The 22927-nt window shown below is 53.5% G+C and carries 24 protein-coding genes and 1 tRNA gene; 3 read left to right on the top strand and 22 right to left on the bottom strand.

Translation table 11 applies throughout. The features are described 5' to 3' along the window. Nucleotides 1-22 precede the first annotated feature (22 nt). The gene (locus FX155_RS11620) at nucleotides 23-487 is read right to left on the bottom strand and encodes a LysR family transcriptional regulator substrate-binding protein (RefSeq protein ID WP_268234262.1); all 465 of its coding nucleotides are present in this window, start codon (nucleotides 485-487) and stop codon (nucleotides 23-25) included. 10 nt (nucleotides 488-497) lie between these two features. Beyond that, on the bottom strand, nucleotides 498-950 hold the full coding sequence (locus tag FX155_RS11615) for a LysR family transcriptional regulator (RefSeq protein ID WP_154487493.1): 453 nt from the start codon (nucleotides 948-950) through the stop codon (nucleotides 498-500). A 135-nt stretch (nucleotides 951-1085) separates the two neighbouring features. On the opposite strand from FX155_RS11615, the gene FX155_RS01330 reads away from it, so the two are divergent. Further along, the gene (locus FX155_RS01330; protein ID WP_154487491.1) at nucleotides 1086-2162 is read left to right on the top strand and encodes an AbrB family transcriptional regulator; all 1077 of its coding nucleotides are present in this window, start codon (nucleotides 1086-1088) and stop codon (nucleotides 2160-2162) included. A gap of 727 nt (nucleotides 2163-2889) precedes the next feature. Here FX155_RS01330 and FX155_RS01325 read toward each other — a convergent pair. The 9 genes from FX155_RS01325 to FX155_RS01285 all read right to left on the bottom strand — a co-directional run bounded on the left by FX155_RS01325 (nucleotide 2890) and on the right by FX155_RS01285 (nucleotide 11493). Next, nucleotides 2890-3648: a metallophosphoesterase family protein gene (locus FX155_RS01325; protein WP_154487489.1), complete on the bottom strand. Its 759-nt coding sequence runs from the start codon at nucleotides 3646-3648 to the stop codon at nucleotides 2890-2892. Between the two features lie 194 nt (nucleotides 3649-3842). Then, the gene (locus FX155_RS01320) at nucleotides 3843-6638 is read right to left on the bottom strand and encodes a class I SAM-dependent DNA methyltransferase (protein WP_195839595.1); all 2796 of its coding nucleotides are present in this window, start codon (nucleotides 6636-6638) and stop codon (nucleotides 3843-3845) included. A gap of 76 nt (nucleotides 6639-6714) precedes the next feature. After that, the gene (locus FX155_RS01315; protein ID WP_154487485.1) at nucleotides 6715-7065 is read right to left on the bottom strand and encodes a hypothetical protein; all 351 of its coding nucleotides are present in this window, start codon (nucleotides 7063-7065) and stop codon (nucleotides 6715-6717) included. Further along, nucleotides 7055-8116, bottom strand: a complete 1062-nt coding sequence (locus FX155_RS01310) for a relaxase/mobilization nuclease domain-containing protein (RefSeq protein ID WP_154487483.1) — start codon at nucleotides 8114-8116, stop codon at nucleotides 7055-7057. Before FX155_RS01310 ends, FX155_RS01315 begins: the two co-directional genes overlap by 11 nt. Beyond that, nucleotides 8026-8526 (bottom strand): hypothetical protein, encoded by a 501-nt coding sequence (locus FX155_RS01305; protein WP_154487481.1) that lies wholly within the window; start codon nucleotides 8524-8526, stop codon nucleotides 8026-8028. Before FX155_RS01305 ends, FX155_RS01310 begins: the two co-directional genes overlap by 91 nt. Nucleotides 8527-8720: 194 nt before the next feature. Beyond that, complete coding sequence (locus FX155_RS01300; RefSeq protein WP_154487479.1) at nucleotides 8721-9170, bottom strand: hypothetical protein; 450 nt, start codon at nucleotides 9168-9170, stop codon at nucleotides 8721-8723. After that, entirely contained in the window at nucleotides 9167-10027 is an 861-nt protein-coding gene (locus FX155_RS01295; protein ID WP_154487477.1) for a DnaD domain protein, read from the bottom strand. Before FX155_RS01295 ends, FX155_RS01300 begins: the two co-directional genes overlap by 4 nt. Before the next feature lie 49 nt (nucleotides 10028-10076). Then, nucleotides 10077-11144 (bottom strand): tyrosine-type recombinase/integrase, encoded by a 1068-nt coding sequence (locus FX155_RS01290; protein WP_154487475.1) that lies wholly within the window; start codon nucleotides 11142-11144, stop codon nucleotides 10077-10079. A gap of 154 nt (nucleotides 11145-11298) precedes the next feature. Further along, a complete protein-coding gene (locus tag FX155_RS01285; RefSeq protein ID WP_154487473.1) occupies nucleotides 11299-11493 on the bottom strand; it encodes a hypothetical protein in 195 nt (64 codons plus the stop codon). Between the two features lie 132 nt (nucleotides 11494-11625). On the opposite strand from FX155_RS01285, the gene FX155_RS01280 reads away from it, so the two are divergent. Next, nucleotides 11626-12237 (top strand): helix-turn-helix domain-containing protein, encoded by a 612-nt coding sequence (locus tag FX155_RS01280; RefSeq protein ID WP_154487471.1) that lies wholly within the window; start codon nucleotides 11626-11628, stop codon nucleotides 12235-12237. A gap of 168 nt (nucleotides 12238-12405) precedes the next feature. Here FX155_RS01280 and FX155_RS01275 read toward each other — a convergent pair. The 11 genes from FX155_RS01275 to murQ form a co-directional block, all read right to left on the bottom strand. After that, nucleotides 12406-12481 (bottom strand) — tRNA-Ala (locus FX155_RS01275). A 140-nt stretch (nucleotides 12482-12621) separates the two neighbouring features. Then, entirely contained in the window at nucleotides 12622-13515 is an 894-nt protein-coding gene (locus FX155_RS01270) for a S1 RNA-binding domain-containing protein (protein ID WP_022487944.1), read from the bottom strand. After that, nucleotides 13512-13865: a ribosome silencing factor gene (gene rsfS / locus FX155_RS01265; protein WP_012937544.1), complete on the bottom strand. Its 354-nt coding sequence runs from the start codon at nucleotides 13863-13865 to the stop codon at nucleotides 13512-13514. The genes FX155_RS01270 and rsfS overlap by 4 nt, the downstream gene beginning before the upstream one ends. A gap of 61 nt (nucleotides 13866-13926) precedes the next feature. Then, entirely contained in the window at nucleotides 13927-14904 is a 978-nt protein-coding gene (locus FX155_RS01260; protein WP_022487943.1) for an LCP family protein, read from the bottom strand. A gap of 17 nt (nucleotides 14905-14921) precedes the next feature. Next, nucleotides 14922-15500, bottom strand: a complete 579-nt coding sequence (gene yqeK, locus FX155_RS01255) for a bis(5'-nucleosyl)-tetraphosphatase (symmetrical) YqeK (RefSeq protein WP_022487942.1) — start codon at nucleotides 15498-15500, stop codon at nucleotides 14922-14924. 36 nt (nucleotides 15501-15536) lie between these two features. After that, on the bottom strand, nucleotides 15537-16148 hold the full coding sequence (gene nadD, locus FX155_RS01250; protein ID WP_022487941.1) for a nicotinate-nucleotide adenylyltransferase: 612 nt from the start codon (nucleotides 16146-16148) through the stop codon (nucleotides 15537-15539). 115 nt (nucleotides 16149-16263) lie between these two features. Next, nucleotides 16264-17034: a histidinol-phosphatase HisJ family protein gene (locus FX155_RS01245; RefSeq protein ID WP_022487940.1), complete on the bottom strand. Its 771-nt coding sequence runs from the start codon at nucleotides 17032-17034 to the stop codon at nucleotides 16264-16266. Between the two features lie 24 nt (nucleotides 17035-17058). Beyond that, nucleotides 17059-18168, bottom strand: coding sequence for a redox-regulated ATPase YchF (ychF, locus tag FX155_RS01240; RefSeq protein WP_022487939.1), 1110 nt, complete (start codon nucleotides 18166-18168; stop codon nucleotides 17059-17061). A 38-nt stretch (nucleotides 18169-18206) separates the two neighbouring features. Continuing rightward, nucleotides 18207-19268: a MupG family TIM beta-alpha barrel fold protein gene (locus tag FX155_RS01235; RefSeq protein ID WP_022487938.1), complete on the bottom strand. Its 1062-nt coding sequence runs from the start codon at nucleotides 19266-19268 to the stop codon at nucleotides 18207-18209. A gap of 75 nt (nucleotides 19269-19343) precedes the next feature. Next, nucleotides 19344-20732, bottom strand: a complete 1389-nt coding sequence (locus FX155_RS01230; RefSeq protein WP_154487469.1) for a PTS transporter subunit EIIC — start codon at nucleotides 20730-20732, stop codon at nucleotides 19344-19346. Next, nucleotides 20722-21558 (bottom strand): N-acetylmuramic acid 6-phosphate etherase, encoded by an 837-nt coding sequence (gene murQ, locus FX155_RS01225; protein WP_022487936.1) that lies wholly within the window; start codon nucleotides 21556-21558, stop codon nucleotides 20722-20724. The genes FX155_RS01230 and murQ overlap by 11 nt, the downstream gene beginning before the upstream one ends. Nucleotides 21559-21667: 109 nt before the next feature. Here murQ and nagA point away from each other — a divergent pair. After that, nucleotides 21668-22927, top strand: a 1260-nt coding sequence (gene nagA, locus FX155_RS01220) for an N-acetylglucosamine-6-phosphate deacetylase (RefSeq protein WP_154487467.1), incomplete at its 3' end; no start/stop codon positions are given.

Here is a 22927-nt window from a genome sequence, read left to right as displayed (position 1 = left end):
AAAACACCTCCGTTCACTTGCCTTATTGTACCATAGAACGGGATCCTGTTACACTGGTCCGGATCAGGCCGCAGAGGGCTTCCATGGCCCGGGTCATGTAGGCCCCCTTCCGCCGGGCCAGGTACAGGGTCCGGTCCAGAGGATGGTCTTTCACCTGGAAAAACACCGACTGATCCGTCCGGGCCAGGGTGGGAAAAGCCAGCCGGGGGATCAGGGCGAACCCGTGGTTGGCCAGGGCCAGCCGGTGAGCCAGTTCCACGCTGTCCGTTTCCAGGATGATCCGGGGCTGGATCTTCCCCTCCCGGAAGAACTGATCCGCCTTGTACCGGAGCCCCCGCCCCGGTTTCAGCAGGATAAAGGGCTGATTCCGGAGCCGCCCCACATCCTCCATCACATGGCCGGTACCCGGGGTCCAGGAAAACTGCCGGCTGAAGCCGGGAGGGGCCTCCAGATACACCGTATCCGTCAGCAGCCGGGTGTATTCCAACTCCGGATCGTCAGGGAAATAGGTCAGGGCCAGGTCCAGTTTTTCCCTGCCGGAGGAGAGGATTCAGCTGTCGGATCAGGGTTTCCGTCAAACGGAGTTCCACCTGGGGATACAGGGTGCGGAACTGCTCCAGGATCACCGGCAGCAGGGTCTCACTGGAGATCCGGGACAGCCCCAGACGGATCTGGCCGCTTTGGGAATCCCGCAGGTCATGGATCTCCCGGAGACCGTTCTGGTAGTTTTCCACCATGGCCTGGGCCATCCGGGCATAGATTTCTCCCGCCTGTGTCAGGTAGACTCCGCTGGCTTCCCGGACCAGGAGAGGCATCCCTGCTTCCTTTTCCACCGTTTTCACGATCCGGCTGAGAGCAGGCTGGGACAGGCCCAGCTGGGCGGCGGCAGCGGTAATGTTGCCGTTTTCGCAGACTTTCAGGAAATCCCGCAGGTATTTTTCATGGAACATGGCAGTCCCTCCTTTTGTTATATCATTTTTGCTATATCCCTATTATACTATTAAGATTTTACAGTATGGAACCCATTGTCTATAATAAAAGTATCCTGCCGGACAGGCGCTCCGGCTTCCAAAGGAGATCTTTCCATGAAACAACGTTTTCCCGCCTTACTGGCATCCGCCCTGCTGGGCTTCCTGCTCCGGCAGCTGGCCATCCCCATTCCCTATTTGCTGGGAGGTATCATCACCGGTTTTGTTGTACGCACTTTTCTGGATAATTCCTTCCAATGGCCCCGGGCCTGGCGGGGGCTGATGCTGGGGGTAGCCGGCTACGGCATCGGCAGCAACTGCACCCCGGACACCTTCCTTAAAATGAGCCAGGAAACCCTGGGGATCCTGGGTGCCAGCCTGTTCACCCTGGGCGTTTCCGTGGCCGTGGCCATCCACATGCACCGGCACACCTTCGCCAACCTGCTCAGTTCCATTATGGGCTGCCTGCCGGGAGGCCTGACAGCCATGACCGTGCTCATGGACGATTATGAGGAAGCGGACGAAAACGTGGTGGTAGTCTCCCAGTGCCTGCGGCTGTTCGTGGTGGAAGTCAGCGTGCCCTTCCTGGCCATCAACCTGTTCGGAGGCCAGATCACCCGGGCCGCCGGCGCCAGTCTGTGGGTCACCACCCTGGGTGATTTCCGGAGCCTGTTCCATCCGGGCTGGCTGCTAGTGGTCCCCCTGGTGTTCCTGGGCCGGTTCCTGGCCCAAAAGACCCATATGCCCACAGGGCAGCTGCTGGGACCCATTCTGATCACTTCCCTCTTTGCTCTGTGGCAGGGCAGTGTGCCCCGGGTCCCGGCTCCCGCCATGGCTTTTGCCCAGCTCCACATCGGCCTGTACATCGGCACCATGATGGACCGGGAAAAACTGCTGAAGACCCGGGAACTGATTCCCAATGTACTCCTGGGTTCCCTTTTGATGGTGGCTTCCAGCGTCGCCCTGTCCCTGTTCATGTCCCGGCTCTACGGTTTTTCCACCCTTACCGCCTTTCTGGCCCTGGCCCCCGGAGGCATTGCGGAAATGTGCCTTACCGGCCTGGAAATGCACCAGGATGTGGCCGTGATCCTTACCTACCAGCTGGTCCGGGTGCTCATGCTGGCCATGGGAGTGCCCTTTGTGATCCGGAGGTTCTTCAAGCCGGACAGCGGAAAAAAAGGGGCTGCTGCATAAGCAGCAGCCCCTACGGTACCGATTTACACATCCAAAAATTTGCCTGCAAATTTTATCATTCGGCCATTGACGATTGACCATTGACGGGGATATTGCATACATATTTTTCACGTGCAATATTCCCCCTTTTTCACTGCCAGTTGATCAACAGCGCTATGGCCACGGTCACCATCTGGGTAGCCATGAGCATGGAGAACCAGAGAGAATTTTTATACCGCCTTCGATGAAGTAAAACGGAATAAAAAAGGGCTGTTGCATGAGCAACAGCTCCTCAACGTTCAGCTGTCAACGTTCAACGGCCCCAGATACAAAAAATACCCTTGCGGCTTCACAACCGCAAGGGTATTGGTTTTTCATTTGGTGGAGACAAGGAGGATCGAACTCCTGACCTCTTGCATGCCATCTCCACTTTTCATTTATTATCTTGTTCATATACGCTAATTAGTAGTGTTAAGAATAATTATATCAACATCTTGTGCAAGCAGTTCATTTGAAACAAAAAAAGCAATAGCATAAGGTCTCTTTTTAGGTCTCTTCCCCTTTCTTATAGATCCGTTTTTTTATTCATTTTTTTCTATGCCAAATTTTGTTTTTCAATTTTCAAAAAGTTGCAATTGACCCATACAAATACTCCTGTTCCCCCTAAAAAAAGCCCATCAGAGCCTCATTTTAGAGGTGTTCTGACGGGGTTTCTTTTTCATGTCACCACCGGGATTCGTATTTTGGCTTATCTCTCGTCAGAAGAGCGTCTGAAGCACCCTGACCGTATCCTGGAGCCATACTCTTCCAGGACCACAACCTTTTCATACAGCCAAACGCCTTTCGCATCTTGGGTAATCCTATCGTCATGGAGATGGCCGAAGAACCAGCGGTGGTAGGTGAGATGGCTTTCCAGTTCTTCCAGCTTCCGGGCCACCGGGCATTTGTCGCCCAGGTGGGCCACCATCCGCATACCGCCCTGGATTTTCCAGCGAGTGGGGGCCGTGTGGGTCACCACGTAGTCTACCTTCCATCCGGCCCGGTCCAAGGTGTCCCAGGCGTGCTGCCATTCCGCTTCGGAAGGGATTTCTTCCGGCCACCAGGAGATCCCTTCTCTCCGCATCCAACGGTCCATGCTCATGGCTCCGCCCATGGTGAAGAAGGTATGGCCTTCCAGGGTGAACAGCTCCCCACGCATCAGGTGGTACAGGTTGGGCAGAAGCTGGTGGGCCTGTCCGCCCTTCCATTCTACCACTGGGTACTGATTCAGCAGGGCAAAGTTCTCATGGTTCCCGTCCACAAAGGCCACTGTATAGGGCCAGCGGGCGATTTCCTCCAGCATTTCCCGGTCCGGGCCCTGGGCGGGGTCCGTCCAGGGAATCCCGAAATCTCCACAAACAATAAGAATGTCCTCCGGCTGGCAGTCCACGCCCCGGAGAATCAGATTTTCCGGCCGGATCCGGTCAAAATCCAGAGGGCCGTGGGTGTCTCCTGTGAGATAAATCATGATACTTTCCTTTCATGGGTGTAAAAAGCCCGTCAGAATCTCATTTTAGAAGCGTTCTGACGGGATTTGCTTTTCATGGTACAACTGGCTTCGTATTTTGGCTTATCTCTCGTCAGAAGAGCACCTGGAGCATCCTAACGGTATCCTGGAGCTGGAGGATACTGTCTATCCATTCATCCGGCATCTTCTTTTCTCTACTCTTCCTTTTCTGTGTCAATCAGCTTCTGATACAACTTCATCAGTTCGGCCACACAGTCACTTTCGGTCATTCCCCGCCAATTCCACCCATAGGCTTCCATGACGGCCTTGTCATTTTCCTGATGGGCCTTCCGGAGTTCCGGGGGCATAGTCAGTTCGTCATACAGATCTGCCAGGCTGGAATCCGGATATTTGGCCCGTGCATCCAGAATGGCCTGTGCCGTTTTTTCGATTTTGGCTTTTTGAGCCGGGGTGGGAGTAGGCCAGGGAAAATTGTTGTAGACAATATCTTTTGAATAACGATAGTCACTTTTTATTCGGCCACAAATAGCCCGCATCCACGCCATATGAACATTGGATGATATTACTCCTAGCATATACAAACTAGCATCGGGAATTATTTGTACGGCATCATTGACAATTATGTCTGGCGATACGAAGCCAACCGGAACATATCTGCGCGTCTGAGATGAATGCCTTGGAATTATGATGTAATTATTATGTGGTTGTCTAATTTCTTGAAATAAATAAGGAGTTTCAGCACTTTTCTGAGTTGCCTTTTTAGGACTATTCAAGCGAAATTTACGTACGCCCTCAATACGCGTTTTTAGAAAAGCCGATTTTTTAATTTCTGTTGGAGAGATATTCTCAAGCCAGAAACAGTACCGCTCAATATTGTTAATATATTCTTTTGCTCCGTAAATTTGTTTTATGTATTTATTTAGTGACGGTTCTTTTTTGATAGCTTCGTTTCTTTCTGCCGGTGTGAGAAAGAGAAAGCCTCCATCTGTTGGCTTGTTTCCGTATACCATTTCTGGGACTCTGGATATAGGCTTTTTTCGACTATCAATAAATACCATCGGTGCCTCTATGAGATACGGGTTGATATTTTCTACTACTTTTTTTGTAGAGCCATCAAAAATAATTTTATCTGTATTATTTGGCGCATCACTAAATCCAACAATCACACAATGAACGGCTGCTTTTTCAGATGCTTCACTGCTCCAGACAAAGGTTCGCCATGCAAAATCAATGTGGGTTTCAAAGCGTTCCATAATTGGCTTCCAGACTCCGGCTACCTGTTCACCTTGGGTAATACTGTTGGTAGAAACAAAAGCTGCTCTGATAGAAGTCCTTTGCATATACTGGGCTGCTTTAAAATACCACCCGGCTACATAGTCAATCTTCCCGGCCGCTTTATAAGGCTTTCCATTTTCGTCTACATAGATGGAAAGAATATCGGCTTTCTGCTCTTTGGTTTGCAAACTATATCCTCGGAACGGAGGATTGCCAATTATGACCGAGCAAGCCCCATGGGGTAATACATTGTTCCAATCCATCCGCAGAGCGTTCCCTTCATGAATGAAGGCATTGGTAGTCAGGGGCAGGAAATCAATGTCCATGTGGACGATTTTCTGGGTTTCCTGGATCATCTGGCTTTCGGCAATCCACAGGGCCGTCTTGGCCACGGTTACGGCAAAGTCGTTGATTTCGATGCCGTAGAACTGACTGATGGAGACTTTGATGGGGTCTACGAAGTCTCCCAGTACCATCTGGCCTTCATAGTAGCAGGAAACGGCTTCATTTTCCAGCTTCCGCAGGGACAGATAGGTTTCTGTTAGGAAGTTTCCGCTGCCACAGGCCGGATCCAGGAATTTCAGGGAAGCCAGCTTCTCCTGGTAGGCCACCAGACTCTTTTTCCGGGTATTTTCCACCTGGATGCTTTTAATTTCTTCCAGTTCCTTTTTCAAATCATCCAGGAATAGGGGGTCAATAACCTTATGGATGTTCTCGATGCTGGTGTAGTGCATCCCGCCTTTCCGCCGGGTATCCGGGTTCAAGGTGCTTTCGAATACGGCCCCGAAGATGGTGGGGCTGATCTCGGACCAGTCGAACTGCTCGCTGCACTCTTTAATCAGCAGTTCAGCGATTTCTTCATCTATCCGGGGAATTTCAATGTTTTCATCGGCAAAAAGACCACCGTTCACATAGGGGAAGGCCAGCAGTTCCGGGGCCTCATAAGGATCACGGTCTTCCGGTTTCTGGTCCAGGATACGGAATAACTTTATCAGAGCATCCCGGAGATTCCGGGTTCGGTAGGTTTCCAGATAGTCATGGAACTGGCTGTGGCTGCCGAAAACACCAGCATCTTCCGCATACAGGCAGAATACCAGCCGGACGCACAGGATATTCAGGCTCTTCTGGGCATGGTTAGAATCCGGATCCAGGTACTGTTTCCGGAGGGCATCATACATTTTCCCCACCAAATCCCCGGCCTTCACGGAGATTTCTTCTTCCTGTTTCAGTACTTTGCTCTTTTCATTGACCAGGAAATTTAGGCGGTAGTATTCCTTGGGCAGGTTTTTCAGCAGGAGCTGTTCCGGTTCTCCCTGGGGGTTGTCCATGTCATAAATCAGGAACTCCTGGAAGTTGCAGGTAATCACGTATTTGGGGTGCATGCTGACCGGAAGTTCGGTAATGTACCGTTTAGCCTGTACGAACGGGGTCAGCAGGGAACCGTCCGATTGCTTGATGGCTGCTTTCAGGTTCTTGTTCCGGCCTTTCTGTTCAATCATCACGTGGGTAGAGGGAATCATCCCATCGATGAAGCTGGTATGATCCAGGTGGACCTGGTCTTCAAAGCTGATATACCGTTCCGGGTGGGATACTCCATACACGTCACGAAGGAGAGAAAGCCAGAACTTTTGGCTTTCTCCCTTTTCATAGCCTTTATCTTGCCAATATTCTGCAAAATCCTTAGCTGCTTGTCGTTTCTGATCTTCCATGTCCATCCCCCATAACAAAGTTCTATTGGGTGTATTGTATCACATTCCCTGTGGAAAGAGAAAAGGAATGAGCCGGTGTGACTTATTCCTTTTGCTGTTCTGATTCATATTTTAATTGGTTTACCCAGCGGTCATGGATGGGGGTGGTGAGTCCAACGGGATCATCAGGGAAGGATACATTCCATTGGATCCGGGCTATCCGTTCATCCATTCTTGCCAGGACTTCGGTTTTGTTATCAATGTGACTGACCATACGCATACCGTAAAGAAAGAAAAATGAAAATACGGCTACGCCAATGAGAACATATGGTTCTATGTACCACCAGAACGGTGGACGGGGGATGTTGGGCCTGGGGATATGAATATTCTTGATTTCCCGGCTTACTGCATCCCGGATGCGTTCGCTTTGGTATTCAAACTGTTTATCGTTCAAAGTCATAGTCTTGCTTATGGCTTCGTTTAACTGGCCGGACAGAGCGTTGAGGTCCTCCATGGATATGCCCTTGGATTGTTCTTTGAGCTGGTCTTCCAGTTCTTTGATCCGGGCGGTCCTTTTTGCAATTTCCTGCTCCAACTGGGTAATCCTTGCTGACTGCATCTTCAGGAGCTGATCCGGAGATGGAGTCCTGGAGCTGTCGGTAGTAGGCTGCGAGCTCTTCTCGCTGTTGTCTTTCGGCTTGGTTTTGTAGTTCATTTTGCAACGCCTCCTTGCTGATGTTTACGGTAAAGGTCTTGGACAGGTTGGAGTCACGGACCTTTTGATGGTCTTTGTTCTCAAATGTTATGTGCTTCCGCTTGTCGGACCAGTGGACGTTCCAGCCGGATTGTTCCATGGCCGTAATGAAGGTATCCCTGGAAACGGCTTTTTCCTTGGCTTCCATTACAGCCTGAAAGCATTCCACCAGATAGGACGGCTTTTTTTCGCTGCTCATGGCCCGGTATTTTTTATGGTTCCAGGCAATCCCTTCGCCTTCTTCCATCCGGCTGCCATCAAAATGTTTCCCCTTTTCGGCTACGGTCAGGCCACGATCCCGGCACATCTGGTTCATAGCTTCCTTCATGTCCGCCAGGTCCTTGGTAGTGGTGTGGAGTTTGTGACCGTCCTCATAGCTGACCGTGTTGGACACCATGTGGAGATGGAGATGCCCCCGGTCCTGGTGAACGGCCAGAAGGACCTGGTAGCCGGGAAATGCTTTTCCAGCGAATTCCTGACCAAAGGCCAGCACCTCTTCCGGTGTGATTTTTTCGTCTTTGTGGAAGGAAAGCACGTAATGGGCGCACATCCGGCCGGAGTCCTTATTCCAGATTTCTTTTTCTTCCCGAAAGGAGCGATATACGGAATCCCAGGTCAGCGTTTCCGGAGCCGGGCCGGTCATATCCATGTAGCCGTCTTTTACTTTGTCGTTTCGCAGGACGTACTCGATGGTGTTCCGGAGGCCGCCGTGGGTCTTTGGCGGGCCAGAAATTGCCTTAAGGACTGCCATGGAATTTCCATCTCCTTTCGCCAGTTCTGGATGGTTAGCATGCAGTTATCAAGTTCAGGGCGTGTGGGAATCAGGCCAACCAGCGACAGAAACTGCTGCTGGCTGACTGTCTGGGTTTCCATGATCCGGTTCAGCTTGTTCAGGGCTTTCGCCAGCTGGTTCAAATTGGAGCAAGCGCCTCGCAGTTGCTGGTTGGCGAAATCGAAATGATGGCCAATCATTTGGATTTCTCGGACTTCGCTAGCCGTGGAAATCCGGGAATGGCGCAGGGCATTGAGTGCGTAGGCTTGCAGGGTCTGTTGGCTGACTTTCAGCTTGCCTTGCAAGTCGTTCCATTCCTCATCGGTGAAGCGGACCAGGGCCTGATGGTTCCGCAAGCGATGAGTTTTTGGGGTCACGGTTTGATTCATTTTGCACCTTCTTCTTTTGATTTGCGAAGCAAATTTTTTGGGGGTTCAAAGGGGAGCGAAGCCCCCTTGCAAGTTTCCCGGCAGGGCGATGCGAGGAGCATCGACCGTACCCGGGAAGCCTACTGGATGGCCGGAGCGAAGCGAGTGGCTATCCAGTAGGCGAAACTTGCCTACCACCATCGGCGGTAGTGGGGTTAGGGCTTTGCCGGGGAAGGGAATGGAAGCGTACTTCCATTTCCTGTTCCGGTGAAGCCCTGCCGTCCCGATGGGACGGCCTCTGGTTTTGATGCAGCGCTGGCCGGCCTGTTGGAGGCCATATTTGGGGCAGCGCTGACCTTCGCTCTTTCGGCTTTGATTGCTTCTGAAAACTTCGCCGCCATTGTCGTTTGAGAGCCACCTGCCGAATGAAACGGCTTTTCAAGATAATAGATCAGGACATTCAGATCGTTGTTTGACAGCTCACCGACACCTAATATCTTTTCAATGGCGGATCCGATTGCAGCGTAGCGCCGGGCCTTTTCTCGTTTCTTAGCGGTTGTCAGTTCCGCATTCAGGGAACGGATTTCGTTCTGGGCTTTCTTTAGCTGCTCTTGCCTTTTTTGCATTTCCGCTTCTATTGTCCTGGTATCTCTCTCTTTTTTCATTTTTTGACACCTCCGTCATTTTTTTCTTTAATTCCGCTCTTTTCATCCGGATACTCGGGTATTCCAAGTTCTTTCATTTGTTTTTTTATTTCTTCCACATCTCTGGCTTGTTTCTCTGGCGTCCACCATTCTGGATGTTGATTGCTGGTTTTGGGAGAATTGGGATTCTTGTCGCCACCATTTTTCTCCCAATTCTTGAGAATTGCTTCAACATATTTCATTGTCAGGACTCCTTTTAATGCAGCTTCCTCCATAGCCTTAGTGACAATCTCTTCACCGTATTTTTCGACTACTGCATTAATCTTTTTTTCTTCAAACGGACCAGGTTTATGGAAGTTCTTCATAAAGAAATCAAGAGACGATGAAAATGAAGAAAGTTCCTGTGGATAACTTTTCTCTTTATCTTCTTCCTCTTTTTGTATGACTTCAGTATATCTAGTGTTTGTTTTTTGAACATCAGGGATATGAATTCCATACTCCTGAAGTTTGTTTTTTGTACTTCTTGATGTCATTCGGCTAGGAACTATTTTCCCGACGTAAATGATATCCGGCAATCCCAAGCCCTGCCGGACACGTTCAATCAATTCATGATCCTCCAATTCTTTCATTGTTTTTGAACAGGTGCAATGCGCAATTCCAAGCAAAGTTTCCATCTTTTTCTGCGTAAAATATAAAAATATGTCTCCTTCCTTATTTATCCACCCATTTTTCTCAGAAAGCCAAACGCGATCTTTAATAAGTCCAAACATCAGTTTTGCGTTCGAAGACAAGTCAGCGTATTTCGGGTCTTTGAAAAATTCCAATGGAACTTGTATGAATCGTTCCATATAGATTTCATTTTTTTTCAGTCTTTCCATTTACAAGCCCTCCTACATTGTTTAGAATGGAGGGTGACGGAGAAGTGCATTATTTTTCGTCACCTTGGCCCTTATCGGCTGCGCCAACAGCCGATGGGGCATTTTCATTTTTCGTCATGTTCTGTATGGCCTCAACGGCCATTTGCTGCATAGTTGGAAGTACATTAACATACACTTTCATGGTTAGAGCCACCGACTTATGGCCGAGACGCTCACTGACAACCTTCACAGGAACCCCAGCTGCGATAAGCAAGGTTGCATGAGTATGCCGAAGCGAATGAAAACCTATGCCAGACAAGCCAGCAGCTTCCGTTAGAGCCTTCCATTGACGGCACCGAAAATTATCGACGCTTACTGGAGTTCCATTCTGAGTCGTGAACACCAAATTTTTTTTATGTTCTGTTATTCCACAGAAATTTTTCATGTACACTTTCTGGTAAGCCTTCCACCATTTCAATAAATCCAATGTATTCGGATCAATTAAAATATTTCTGGTACTGGTAAGTGTTTTCGGAGCCGATAACTCTCGGTCTGGGCCTAAACTATTTACTACATGTATAGTCGCAGTCCCAAAATCGATGTCATTCCATCGCAGTCCAAATACTTCACCTCTGCGCATCCCAGTCCGTGCAGCTAAAGTCACCACAACTACCACTTCTTGTTGACTATATTCTCCAAAATCGTTCTGTTCGAAAGGATAATACCTCCCACTTTTTGCCACATCCAAAAGGCATTTCAGTTCTTCTCGGTTTAACGCACGGACAGGTTTGGGGTTATCTCGTAGAGCCCTAACCCCTCGCAACGGATTTTTTCGAATCAGTCCCTGTCCCACTGCCCAGTCAAAGCAGGTACTCCAGGTAGACCGGATTATATTACACGTCCGTGCACTAAGAGGATTTGCTAACAGTCTATTAATCCAATACTGGATTTCCACAGCTGTAAGCGTGTCCGGCTTCCGCTTGCCAAAAACTGGGAGAACATGAGAATTCATCACGCTCATGTACAATTTACAGGTTGATTTTTTAATGGTCGTCTGGATTGAGTTTATCCATACCGTCACTACATCATCAACAGTCAGAACAGTAGAAAAAGTCTCTCGTCCATTCTCCAGAGTCATTTCTCATTCTTGGATTTTTTTATCCAAATCTTTTCGTTTTTTAGCGGTGATAATTTTTCTTTTTTCGTACCATCTACCGCATAATAGTACTTCCGAAATACGTACCGCTGGCGATTTTGATCGTAATACTTAGTCCCAGTTCCTTTCTCTGCTCTCATTTCAACCCTTCTTTCCCTTCCGCAATTCTAAACTGTTCATTCACCCAATACGCCGGAATGAAAAAACGTTTGCGCATACGGATAGAAGGAATCTCTTTTTCCCGAATCATCGTCAAAATAGTACCTTTGCTGATTTGGTCGCTGAACACTTCATGCCGTACCTCATCCGTCGTAAAGAATTTCTTTTCCATGTCTGAAATCTCCTTTCTGTGTTATAATGAACTAAAGATTTATTTTTAAGTCGATTTAATCGACCTTCTATACGTGATTATATCACGTCGATTTAATCGACGCAATATTTTTTTTATGTACTGGAGTTTTTTATGGATATTGCTCAAAACATTAGTCTATATGATGGTTCTCTTTTTTCTGATAGATTTATTCTGTTAAGGAAACTGTACAAAATTACACAAAAAGATTTAGCTATGCTATTAAGATACAAAAGCCGCAGCAATATAGCCGATCTTGAGAGTGGGCGAGCCCGCCCTTCTTTTGAAGTTCTATTAAGGATCCATCATTTTTACGGGGTCAGTATTGATTGGCTGATGGGTATCAGTGATACGCCTTATTCAGAGGAGTCCATTTCCAGAGCTGAAAAATACGCCGCCTTAAATGAATCTATGAATTTGCCTAATGAAATCAAGAATTATGTCAACTATGTTTACAATGGCAAAGAGCCTAAATTTTATACTCTTGATAATCGATTTAACCTTCTCTTTTTCCGTAATTTTTTCGTTGGCAATGTAGCCCATAGTAATGAATGGGACAATCCTACCCTGAGCGAGAAGATAAAATCCTTCCTGCTGACACTTAAAATTCCCAGTGATAAGGAATTTCGTAAGAAGATGTCCTTTGCCATACAATTTGATAAAAACAATAAAAAGATATGGGAAAATCCCGCACTTCCGGTCTATGATTTAAACGCTTTGTTATAAGACTACATAAATAAATGCATAAAAAAACAGGGCAGAAAGTTTTTTATCCATTCAACTTTCTGTCCTGTTTTTTCATAAGGGTTACTATAAGGTCTCCCTTACGCTAAACTTGATAAACAAAAAAAGTACCCATGCGGTGCAAACCCGCATGGGTACTGACTTTTCATTTGGTGGAGACAAGGAGGATCGAACTCCTGACCTCTTGCATGCCATGCAAGCGCTCTCCCAGCTGAGCTATGCCCCCAAACGACTTCTTAAGTATACCCCCAAAAGGGCTTCCTGTCAACAACTTTTTTCATGGTTTTGAAAAACCGTTCAAAGCCTGTGCCAGCAGGCTTCCCTCGGCCATTGACAATTGACCATTGGCGGAAAGCGCAGCTTCCCTTACTTCACCAGACTGGTCCACCCGTTTTCCTGGGTGATCTTCCCTTCCTTCATCAGGCGCCCCAGGGCCCGTTTGAAAGCGGCTTTGGAAATGCCGAAGGCGTCTTTGATGATTTCCGGCGGGGTGGCATCGCTGTAGGGCATGGTGCCCTGGCGTTTTTCCAGGAGGGCCAGGATCCGTTCGCTGTCGGTGACCATGGCTTTTTCCTTCACTTCCCGGAGGGACATGTCCACCCGGCCGTCTTCCCGGACGAAGGTGACCCGTCCGGTGACCTTCTGACCGAAGTCCAGCCGTCCGTCAGGCACTTCGCTCCGGTGGATGAAGGCCAGATACCGCTGGGTGGTCAGCAGGAAGAACCCTTCCGGCAGGATGTTGTAGACGGTGCCGGTGAGTTCATCCCCCACCTTCACATCTTTGGCAGGCACGGAAGCCCGGACCATGTCCTCTTCCACCCGCATGGTCACCGCTTGCCGGCCGCTTTTGTCCCGGTAGAGCTTCACCCATACCAGCTGACCCGGAGACACATGGCCCCGCATTTCGCTGTAGGGCAGGAATACCCCCCGTTCGGCGCCGATGTCCACAAAGCCCCCCTGGCGGGTGACGGACAGGACCTTTACATAGCCCAGCTGGCCTTCCCGCATTTTGGGCAGCTTCATGCTGGCGGTCATCCGGCCCTTGGCGTCCAGGTACAGGTACACTTTCACCTTGTCTCCCACCTTCACCGGGCTGGTCTGCTGGTGCTGGTGGAGCAGGATGTCATCGGAGGTGCTGCCGGTGCCCGCATCCAGGAAAGCTCCCGCTTCCCCCACACGGGCCACGGTCATCTCGCACACATCCCCCACCCGATATCGGCCCACAGTCTTGACGGTTACCGGTCCACGCTCTTTTCTCATGCTTCCGTCTCCGTATAACTTTCGCTGGGAGCGTCCGCCCACAGCTGTTCCAGATTGTAGAAATTCCGCTGGGATTCCTGGAACACATGGGCCACACAGTCACCGTAGTCCAGCAGCACCCAGTTCCCTTCGCTGTACCCTTCCTTGTGGGCGGGCAACTTCCCTTCCTGGGCCAGCTTGTCTTCGATGCCGTCGGCAATGGCCCGCACCTGGGTGGTGCTGGGAGCCGAGCAGATCATGAAGTAGTCGGTGACGGAAGACAGTCCTTCCATGTTCAGCAGCAGGATATCCCGTGCTTTTTTGTCCGCAGCCGCCGCTGCAATTTTGTTGGCCAGTTCTTTTCCGGTCATAGTATCATCCTTCCTTTCTCATAAAAACTCATATTTCTCGTTTCACAGAACGTTTGTGCACTCAGATGCTGGGGATCCGCCGGTGGGGGATCTTCAGTTCGTCCAGGGTGGCAGCAATCTTGGAGGGAGTGGTGACCCAGTAGCTGACGCCGCCGATGTCCCCGAAATCCCCCTTCAGGCTGGCGCTCTTCACGCCCCCTTCGCCGAAGATCCGCAGGCAGTTGGCCGCCTTCACCAGCTGGATGAAGGTCATGTCCGTTTTCACATACTCTGACGCCGTGCCGATGATCACGGGCAGCTTCACCATGTTCCCCACGGTGAAGGCCTGTTTGGCCAGGGCTTTCATGAATTTCTGCTGCCGTTCCACCCGGCCGATGTCCCCCATTTCATCATGACGGAACCGGACGTATTCCCCGGCTTTTTCCCCGTTCAGATGCTGTTTTCCCTTCTTCAGGTGGATCTTCAGGTCTGCGTAGGGGTCTTCGTAATCCATGTCCTGTTCCACATCCAGGTCCACCCCGCCCAGCATATCCACCACTTTGATGAAGCCCTGCCAGTCCACCTGCATGTAGTGGTTCACCGGCACCTGGAGCAGATTGGCCACAGTCCGTTTGGCCAGATTCACGCCCCCGTAGGCGTAGGCCGCGTTGATCTTGTCATGGCCCCGCCGTCCGGGGATGGTCACCCGGGTATCCCGGGGCAGACTCAGGACGGAAACCTGGCTGTTTTCCGGGTCGAAGCTCACCAACAGCATGGCGTCCGTCCGTTTGGGCACGTCCTTGTCAAAGTCTTCGCTGTCCCCATCGTCCGTCCCCAGGAGCAGCACATTGATCCGGTTGGAGAACCCTTCCGTAGTCAGGGTATCCTTCTGGGTTTCGGCCACCTGAGCCCGGGGCCGGAAGAAACGGTTGTAGATCCGCATGCCTGCCGCAAAGCAGCTGGCCATGAGGAAAAGGATCATCACCAGGGAAAAGAAGGCCCGTCCTTTCCGCAGCCGTTTCTTGTACCGCCGGTTCCCTGTTTTCTTTTGGTCTGTCATCTTTTGTTCTGCTCCTGTTATTTCTGATTCTTTTTCTCTTTCAGGACAAGTTCATTGTACCCGGCCAGACAGTCGGGATGGATCAGCATCTCCTGGTCCAGGAGATATTCCATGGTATGTGCATAGGCCTTCCGCATACCGTTTTCCAGGCCTTTCTTCACTTCTTCCCGCATGGTGTCCACCCCGGGGAAATCCCGGTTGGGCTCCACCAGGTCCGCCAGGTAGATCACCATGGCCAGAGGACTCATATGGGCTGCCCCGGTGGTGTGGTACCGGATGCTGGACAGGATGTCCGGATCCGTGACCCCGAATTCATGTTGGGCGTAATAGACCCCTAATTTGGCATGGATCAGGATGGGCTGGTTCTTTTCCACTTCATCCAGTTCAATGCCCAGTTCCGCCGCCCTGGCAATGAAATCCTTTTTGGGGACCTGCCGCCCGCTGTCATGGAGCAGGCCGGCAATGGCGGCTTTCTCTTCGTCCACTCCGTACAGCCGGGCCAGTTCAACGGCCGTCTGGCTGACGGCCAGGGTATGATGGAAGCGTTTGGCCGGCAGTTCTTTTTCCAGCCGTTCTTTCATTTCGTTCAATTCCATAGGTTTTCCCCTCCCAAGAAAAAAACAGAGAAGCCCCTACTGACGGTAGAGGTCTCTCTGTTCGATGTATTCCGCTACTGCCTTGGGGATCATGGTATCCACCGGTTCGCCTTTCCGGATCCGTTCCCGGATCGCTGTGGAAGAAATGTCCAGTTCCGGTGTATCCACCCAGACCAGATTCTTCAGTCCCTGCCGGGCCAGATCCTCGCTGACTTTCTCCTTCTGGGGAGCAAAGCCGGGCCGGGCCGCCGCCGCAAAGGTGGCATAGGTCATGGCCTCCCGGATATGGTGCCAGGTGGGCAGCTGTTCTGCCGAATCGGCCCCGATGATGAAGTACAAATCGTAGAACCGGTGCCATTTCCGGTGGAGCTTCCGGAGGGTATCGCAGGTGTAGGATACGCCGCCCCGGTCCAGTTCCATGGAGGAAACCGTGTACCGGGGATTTTCCCCAGCCCCCAGGATGGTCATGGCCAGCCGGTCTGCAGAGGGAGAACAGTGCCAGCCCCGTTTGTGGGGCGGAATGTAGTCCGGGATGAACAGGATCCTGTCCAGTCCCAGTTTGTCCAGCATGGCACGGGCGATCATCAGATGTCCGTTGTGGATGGGATCGAAGGTCCCGCCCAGGATGCCCAGGCGCTGACGGCCCATGTTCTCCACTCTCCTTTGTGATGGTGATACCAGAGTATTATAACAGGGAAAAGAAACGAAAACAAGAATATAGCCGTGACAAATGTATGGAAAATGGGCCCCAAAGGCCCATTTGTCAGCAGCGGATCCGCTTCCGTTCTTTGTAGTACACCAGGGTCAGGCCCGCTTCTTCGGCCATCTGTTTCCCCTTGGCGAAATCCCGGCCCACATGTTCCTTGTAATGGGCGTCGCTGCCCAGGGTGGCGTATCTCCCCCCCAGTTCCCGGAACCGTTTGTACAGCTTCAGGAGGGGCGGGATCACGCTGTCATCCCCCAGCCGCCGGGTGTTGATCTCCAGGGCCTTGTCCTCTGCGATCAGCAGCCGGAACACCCAGTCCCACAGGTCCGGATGGTCTTCATAATACAGATTGGGATCCGGATAGGGCATATACCGGCAGATATAGTCGATGTGCCCGTAGGAATCGAAATCCGGCTTCCTTTCCAGGCACCGGACGGAATCTTCCAGATACCGGCGCACCGCCTGGTCCTTGGTAAGCCCTTCATAGGTGGTGGGTTCGTACATGTCCAGCCCGTCGAAACAGTGCATGGACCCCACCACTTCGTCAAAGGGATGGGCCTGGACCATTTTCCGGTCTTCCTCGATGGCCCGGGGCTGGAGCCCCACCTCGATGCCCAGGAGCACCTGGCTGCTGCGGTAAGGCCCGTCCTTTTTGAAATAGTCGTCGATGTCGAACAGGAACATCTCCGGATTGGTGGGATAGTACCGGTCCCAGTGTTCCGTCAGGATGATCCCGATTCCCTGAGCCCTGGCCGCTGCTGCAGCATCCTGGATGGTCTGTTCCGCATCGCAGGAATAATCTGCATGGGTATGGGTATCAAACAGCATGGGCACGCACCTCTTTTCCTGTTTTTACACGTTGAAACGGAATTCCACTACATCCCCGTCCTGCATGATGTAGTCCTTGCCTTCCAGACGCACCAGGCCCTTTTCCTTGGCCGCCTGTTTGGAGCCGCACTTCACCAGGTCGTCATAAGAGACGATTTCCGCCCGGATGAAGCCTTTTTCAAAGTCCGTATGGATCTTCCCGGCTGCCTGAGGCGCGGTGGAACCCTGGACGATGGTCCAGGCCCGGGATTCCATTTCCCCGGCGGTAAGGAAGGTCTGGAGCCCCAGCAGCTTGAACCCGGCTTTGATGAGACGGTCCAGGCCGGCTTCGGAAAGGCCTTCCATTTCCAGGTATTCCTTGGCTTCGTCTTCCGGCAGTTCGGCAATCTCTTCTTCCACTTTGGCGGAGATCACGATCACCTGGGCGTTTTCTTTGGCGGCATAGTCTTCCAGGGCCTTCACATAGGGATTCCCGGACCAGTCCGCCGCTTCTTCTTCCGCCACATTGGCCACATAGAGGATGGGTTTGGAGGTCAGGAGATCCAGTTCCTTCAGGCCGGCTTTTTCATCGTCGGTCATTTCCACCCGGCGCACCGGGATTCCTTCTCCCAGGGCATCGGAGATCCGCTGGAGCAGGTCAGCCCGGGCGGCAGCCTTCTTGTCCCCGGCCTTGATCAGCTTCTGGGCCTTCACCAGCTGCTTTTCCACGCTTTCCAGATCCGCCAGGCACAGTTCCGTGTTGATGATTTCCACGTCCCGGACCGGATCGATGGATCCTTCCACATGGGTGATGTTCCCATCTTCAAAGCACCGGACCACTTCGGCGATGGCATCGGTCTGACGGATGTGGGACAGGAACTTGTTCCCCAGGCCTTCCCCTTTGGAAGCCCCTTTCACCAGGCCGGCAATGTCCACGAACTTCATCCCCGCCGGTACGATCTTTTTGGAATGGAACATGTCCGCCAGCACTTTCAGCCGGGCATCGGGCACGTCCACCACGCCCACGTTGGGCTCTATGGTACAGAAAGGATAGTTGGCCGCTTCGGCCCCTGCCTTGGTGATGGCGTTGAACAGGGTGCTTTTGCCCACGTTGGGCAGGCCCACGATTCCCATTTCCAGATTGGTAGAACTCATATTGTATCTCTCCTTCATGCAGACTATTGTTTATTATATCATATTCCGGTGTCCATCTTCACCACCCGGAACCGGAACTTTTTCCCTCCGGGCAGATACTTCAGCAGGAACCGTTCCTCTTCCGGGATCCTTCCCAGCACATCCACCCGCCGGTCCGCCGGCAGTTCCGTGAGACAGATCTCCAGTTCCCCGGCATACCGGCCGTAAAGAGGATTGTCCAGCGTCACATCCCCGGCATGGCAGCGGCGGAAAGGCAGTTTGGGAATTTCCACCCCTTTCCACAGGGCCCGGCTGTTTACCGTGCGGATCACTTCTTCCGCCTCGTCCGGACGGGTTTCATACACATGGTGTGCCAGTACCGGGTACAGGGGCCTGTCCTCCCACACCTGGAGGGTCAGTTCCAGCACCTCACCGGATACCCGGGCCAGATCTTCCAGTTCCTGCCGGTCCGGACCGTCGTCCCCGATGTATACAGCGTCCAGGCCCAGGGCCGCCAGCTGCCGGGCTCCCTGGGATACGATCCGGTGCCGGTCCTGTTCCAGGGTGGGGAGCCCTTCCCGAAGGGGCCCCCGCCGTCCCTTCCGGCTGGCCACAAAGGCCCCTACCGGAATTCCCAGCCGGTGGAACAGGTCATTCTGCCGGCGCAGGTAGCCTTCGGAAAGGCCGGTGTGGGGATGGGGATAGAAATTGTGGAGGGCTTCCATCCGGGACAGGTCCACCCCCTGGCGTTCCAGTGCTTCCAGCAGGTCTTCTCCCACCGCAGAAGCATTGAGCACCAGTTTCCGGTCCGGATACCGGTCCTGGAGGGCCTTCATGGCTTCCGGAGTGTATCCGTCATCCAGCCGCAGGGAAGTCAGCGTTTCCGGTACCGGGCGCCCGGGCACCAGATCCCCTACGGTTTCCATGGACAGTTCCCGGGCCCGGGCCAAAAGCGGTGCCACTTCCCGTTCAAAGGCCTCCGGATCTGTTTCCGGGATGTGGAAGGAAAGGAACAGACGGGTGATCCCCAGTGCCGCAGCCTCTTCCAGCCGCCGGAGACAGTCTTCCAAAGGCCGTCCCAGGCCGGGGTACAGGGAAATCCCTTTTGCCAATTTCGTCATACTCGAACGCCTCCTTGAGGGAATCATTCAGTGGTTAAGTGGTTAAGTGATTAGGTGGTTAAGTGTTTTTTCTCTTCACTCTGCACTTTTCTCTTCAAACCCCAGCACCCAGGTGGCCGCGAAACCGGCTGCGTAGGAAACCATGAGCCCCAGCAGGTACACGGGCACGTTGGTGGTGCTGGGAGCCAGAGGAAGACCGGAAATCCCCAGGGCCGCCGCACCCACCTGGAAGGCCGCCTGGACGGCGCCTCCGCAGGCGCCTCCGATGCAGGCCCCGATGAAGGGCCGTCCCAGAGGCAGGGTCACCCCGTAGATCAGCGGTTCCCCCACCCCCAGGAACCCCACCGGCAGAGCGGAGGCCACCACTTTCCGGATCCGGGGATCCCGGGTCTTTGCATAGACCGCCAGGGCGGCCCCCACCTGTCCCCCGCCGGCCATGGCCAGGATGGGCAGCAGGATGGTGTACCCGTACTGGGCGATCAACTGGGCATGGATGGGGGTCAGTCCCTGATGGACTCCCAGCATCACCAGGGGCAGGAACAGGCCCCCCAGCACAAAGCCGGTAAAGGCTCCGCCCCGGCTCACCGCTTCCGTGGCGGCATAGCCGATGCCTTCCGCCGCCCAGTCTCCCAAAGGCTGGAACACAAACAGGGTGGCAAAAGCCATAATCCCCAGTACCAGGAAGGGAGTCAGGAACAGGTCCAGGGCTTCCGGCACCAGTTTGCGGATCCGTTTTTCCAGCAGGGCTCCCAGGGCCGCTGCCAGCAGCACCGCCACCACGCCTCCCCGGCCGGGGATGAGGGCCTGGCCGTACAGGGTGATCCCGGCAAGGCCCGGATGGCTGATGAGAGCCCCCAGGACTCCGCCCAGCACCGGAGACCCGCCGAACTCTTTGGCGGCGTTCCAGCCCACGAACAGGTTCATGGCCCAGAACACGGCATTCCCGGCCAGTCCCAGGATCTGGAAAAAAGCATGGCCGGCCAGCTGGGGATCCAGCCGACGGACGATGTTCAGGATCCCGGTCAAAAGACCGCAGCCGATGAACCCGGGGATGAGAGGCACAAAGATCCCGGCGATCCGTTTCAGAAACAATTTCCCGGGGGTGGCGTTCCGGGCCCGGATGGCCTCATGGAGTTCTTTTCCGTCCCCCACTTTTCCGGTGAAATCTCCCAGAACAGGCTGCTCCGTTTCCTTCTTTTCCCCTGGAAGATCCGGTGCTTCCTGGAGCAGAGCCTGGAAAGCATCGGTGACCTGGGCAGCCTTTCCCGGCCCCAGGATGATCTGGAGCTCCGGTCCCGCCTCATTGATCCCCATGACCCCCGGCAGTTTTTCCAGGGCCTGCCGGTCCACTGCCCGGTCCGCCAGCTGGAGCCGGAGCCGGGTCATGCAGTGGCTGGCCTGGAGCACGTTGTCCCGGGGCCCCACCAAGTCCAGGATGGCCCGGGCCAGGTCCTTATTTTCCATGGGCCGCCTCCCATTCCTCCACGGCCTTCCGGGCACTGCCCCGGTTCCGGGCCAGGCTCAGCCGGGCTTCTTCCCGGGAACAGCCGGTGACGGTGCAGACAATATGCAGGGCCCGTTCCAGGAGTTTTTCGTTGGTGGCCTTCACGTCGATCATCAGGTTCCCCCGGACCTTTCCCAGCTTCACCATGGCTCCGGTGGTGATCATGTTCAGCACCATTTTGGTGGCAGTGCCCGCCTTCATCCGGGTGGATCCGGTGATCACTTCCGGCCCCGGCAGCACCGTAAGGCACAGATCCGCCAGTTTGGCCATGGGGGACTGACGGCTGCAGCAGAGCCCCAGTACCGCGCAGCCCCGTTCCCGTGCTTCCTTCATGCCCCCCAGCACATAGGGAGTCCGGCCGGAGGCACTGATGCCCATCACCACATCCAGGGGAGTCAGTTCCTTGTTCCAGATATCGTCCCGGCCCTGTTCCTCGCTGTCTTCCGCCCCTTCCTTGGCCCGGAAGATGGCTTCATAGCCTCCGGCGATGAGCCCCTGGATCTGTTCCGGGTCGGTGCTGTAGGTAGGGGGGCACTCCACCGCATCCAGGATCCCCAGCCGTCCGGAGGTACCGCTGCCCATGTAGAACAGCCGGCCGCCCCGGCCCAGCCGGTCCGCCACCAGGTCCACCGCCAGGGCAATGGCCGGCAGAATCTTTTCCACTGCATCGGCCACCTTGTGGTCCTCCCGGTTGATGATTTCCACCAGTTCCTGGGTGGATACCTTGTCAATGGCAACGGAAGCGGGATTCCGCTGTTCCGTAGAAAGCTTGTCCAGATCGATCATTGAAAAAAACCTCCAGCCTTTTGCTATGCTATAATAAAGAGTGTTTTGTCGATAGGTACCCCATGGAGAGGATCCCTTCCCCATGGTCAGCAGAAAAAGGAGATCCACCATGAAAGCAATCATCAACGGCAGACTTATTTTACCACAAGAAATCCGGGAGGGACAGGCGCTCCTGTTCGGGGAGACCCTGGAGGGATTCTGTGAGCCGGACCGGCTGCCGGCCGGCACGGAGATCATCGATGCCCAGGGAGCCTACGTATCCCCCGGGTTCCTTAATCTCCACATCCACGGCTGCGGAGGAAAAGATGCCATGGACGGCACCCGGGAGGCCCTTGGAACCATGAGCCGGCTGCTGCCATCCACCGGGGTCACCGGCTGGCTGCCCACCACCATGACGTCCAGCGGAGACGCCATCACCCGGGCTCTTTCCGCCATCCGGGAAGCCCGGGGCAGGGCAACCGGGGCGGAGATCCTGGGGGCCAACCTGGAAGGACCCTTCATCAGCGAAAGATATAAGGGAGCCCAGAAGGCCTGCCACATCCAGAAAGCCCACTGGGATCTGGTGGAACCCTTCACCGGTCTGATCCGGATCCTGACCCTGGCTCCGGAGACCCTTACGGACATGGATTTCATTCCCCGGTGCTGCCGGGCGGGGATCATCGTGTCCCTGGGCCACAGCGACGCCACCTATGAGGAGGCAGCCCGGGCCATATCTGCAGGGGCCAGCCACATCACCCACCTGTACAATGCCATGAGTCCCCTCCATCACCGTAAGCCCGGCCTGGTGGGGGCAGCCCTGACTCTGCCGGTGACCTGCGAACTGATTGCCGACGGGATCCACATCCACCCGGCGGCCCTGGAGCTGGCGGTGCGGACCAAGGGCCTCAGCCGGATAGTGCTGATCACTGATTCCATGCGGGCCTGTCTCTTGGGAGAAGGGAAAAGCGAACTGGGGGGCCAGACCGTGTACGTAAAGGACGGCCGGGCCACCCTGGAAGACGGCACCCTGGCCGGCAGCATCCTGACCATGGAACAGGCAGTCCGGAACATCTGGAAATGGGCCCACCTGACCCTGCCCCAGGCCGTCCAGTTGGCCACCGCCAACCCGGCCCGGGAACTGGGCCTCACCGACCGGGGCACCCTGGAACCAGGAAAACGGGCGGACATCACCATGTTTGACGAAGATTTCCGGATTTTGCGGACATACGTAAAGGGGTGCTGCGCATTCTGCGCAGCACCCCTGAAAGGTGTCAAGGCTTTTAGACACATCGAACCGAGACACCTCGTTAACTTACTAATTGCTGGTATTTTTCATTCGGAGTTAAATAATCAATACTCGAATGAATACGGTTTGCATTGTAATCGATTA

It is taken from the genome of Acidaminococcus fermentans (assembly GCF_009696675.1).
Classification (GTDB): Bacteria; Bacillota; Negativicutes; order Acidaminococcales; family Acidaminococcaceae; genus Acidaminococcus.
The sequence above is the reverse complement of the archived record's forward strand: the minus strand, read 5'-3'. Positions and strand labels throughout refer to the sequence as shown.